At 43.7% G+C, this 1,780-nt stretch carries 5 protein-coding genes; 1 reads left to right on the plus strand and 4 read right to left on the minus strand.

Going from position 1 to position 1,780, the window contains the following annotated elements; translation table 11 throughout:
* On the plus strand, positions 1-131 hold a 131-nt coding region (locus WBA89_RS11780), incomplete at its 5' end, for a hypothetical protein (protein WP_424406575.1).
* A gap of 48 nt (positions 132-179) precedes the next feature.
* Here the strand turns inward: WBA89_RS11780 and WBA89_RS11785 are convergent.
* The 4 genes from WBA89_RS11785 to WBA89_RS11800 all read right to left on the minus strand — a co-directional run.
* Complete coding sequence (locus WBA89_RS11785; protein WP_424406567.1) at positions 180-599, minus strand: DUF6334 family protein; 420 nt, start codon at positions 597-599, stop codon at positions 180-182.
* Positions 586-852, minus strand: a complete 267-nt coding sequence (locus WBA89_RS11790) for a hypothetical protein (protein ID WP_424406569.1) — start codon at positions 850-852, stop codon at positions 586-588. The genes WBA89_RS11785 and WBA89_RS11790 overlap by 14 nt, the downstream gene beginning before the upstream one ends.
* A gap of 140 nt (positions 853-992) precedes the next feature.
* Positions 993-1,196, minus strand: coding sequence for a hypothetical protein (locus tag WBA89_RS11795; RefSeq protein ID WP_424406571.1), 204 nt, complete (start codon positions 1,194-1,196; stop codon positions 993-995).
* A gap of 387 nt (positions 1,197-1,583) precedes the next feature.
* The coding region (locus WBA89_RS11800) for a hypothetical protein (protein WP_424406573.1) at positions 1,584-1,780 on the minus strand (197 nt) is incomplete at its 5' end.

Consider the following 1,780-nt stretch of genomic DNA (forward strand, 5'->3'; position numbering starts at 1 on the left):
TGACGCAGGCTCAGCGCGATTATTTTGGGGCTCACACCTACGAGCGCACCGACAAACCGCGCGGTGAATTCTTCCACTCTGAGTGGACGCAGGCTGCTGAAGAGTCGCTGCAAACCGGCACTACGGATTAATTCGGTGTAGGGTGCGTTTCGGCGCACCTTACGAATTTAACCCCTGTATCAAGATACTTGACTGTACTGCAAGTCTGTTACAGATTTTACGCGGTAAACTGGCTCGCATAGAAAAACGAGAAGAGATGAACATTCAGCAACAAAAGTTATGCTAGGATGTAGATATTCAAACGCAAAAATTACTTGATCTTGATAGCCTTGGTCGTTGTCGCATACCCACACCGTCATCAGCTTTTTATCAATAAAAGACTCACACCAAAATGGAGTATTTGCCACAGCAGGAACTGTAGCATTTTCGACTAATATCTCTACCTCGTCAGTATCAGAAATTGGCAGCAGCGTAACGGTTGTATCTTGAAAAACAAGTTGAATTTTATCTAGAGACAATAGATTGCTACCATCTTCTTTGTATTCAAGAACGGAAACTGCTGTCAGAGTTTGTCCTATGGGAAATTCATCTGTTTCCATATTTATCACGCTTTTTCCTTGCTTGTTTAAGCATTTTAATTGCTTTTCTTGCCTCTTCATCTCCCTCTGTTGCGAGATTTGCTAATGCACCAACTGTGAGATTACAATAATCTGTTCGGAGTTCGGAAATCTGACCTTGACCGCCTCCACGTTGTCGAATGGCATCAGCAATAATCTCATCTTTCATGTTAACAAGATTACCGATTATTTTGATGCCACCAAGCGTAACTTTGACTCCCTCCTCTTCATCCATTCACATTACTTTCGTGATTTATTGTGCATGAGTAAATTTTACACTTTTTAATCGCACCGCCAAATCTTGACTGTCTTGTTATTGAACTTGAGTGCAACCTAAGCACCTAAGCTGTGTAGGGCGATCTTCTGCCCCCCATCTTACGAATTGATCTGGGGTTGCAAATTGTTTTGACGTTTGTTTTCGAGATAGGTTTTAATATATTCGTCGTTAAAGAGCGATCGGGCGATCGTCAGTGCTTCTTCTCTTTCTGCGTCTGTCATGTAATCATCGCCTTTTAAACCTGATGGCGGGTGTCGGGGATCGCCGCCTGCATCGAGGAATCGCTGACGTGCGATTGCCATTAATTCTCCTAATCTCCGGTCTTGTTGTCTTCTGATATCATGCGGTTTCGTCATAGTCTTCAACCTCGTCTATACGAACAATCTCGCCACTTTGTAGTATAGCAGCCCTTGGTAAAACTCGACTAGGGGTTTCGATGTACCAAAAGCCCTTTTCTTCATCATATATTCTCCAGATCGGCAAGTCGAGAGTTTCCAGGGCATTGATAATTAAGTATTGAACTCCTGATGATGGCATAGGTCGATCGAGTGTTTTTGAGCCTGTCGGCTATTTTATCACCCATTGTTAACAGGATTTTCAGTGAACAATACTTGAACTTGAGTATATACAAAAAGCCCAAGTCCAAGTTATTCAAGTTAAAAGCAAACATTGCCTCAAATCAAAACAATTCAACCAGCACTCGCTCCCCACGTATCAACCGTTTGCTGCAACCCTTCTCGGTAGCTGGCATAGCGCGGGCTCCACCCAAACTGCTTGCGGAATGAGTCGCTATTGACAGTAGTAGAAAGCTTTAACAAATCGACTTGTTGAGGGGTGACAACTAACACCAGTGCCAGCGGTGTCAGCCACATGGGAATGTGTGCGG

Origin of the sequence: Microcoleus sp. (assembly GCF_049646505.1) — a bacterium.
Lineage (GTDB): Bacteria > Cyanobacteriota > Cyanobacteriia > Cyanobacteriales > Microcoleaceae > Microcoleus.

Coding starts and splice junctions, on each gene's coding strand:
- WBA89_RS11795 (WP_424406571.1), bottom strand. CDS start 1,196: ATGGCAATCGCACGTCAGCGATTCCTCGATGCAGGCGGCGATCCCCGA.
- WBA89_RS11785 (WP_424406567.1), bottom strand. CDS start 599: ATGGAAACAGATGAATTTCCCATAGGACAAACTCTGACAGCAGTTTCC.
- WBA89_RS11790 (WP_424406569.1), bottom strand. CDS start 852: ATGGATGAAGAGGAGGGAGTCAAAGTTACGCTTGGTGGCATCAAAATA.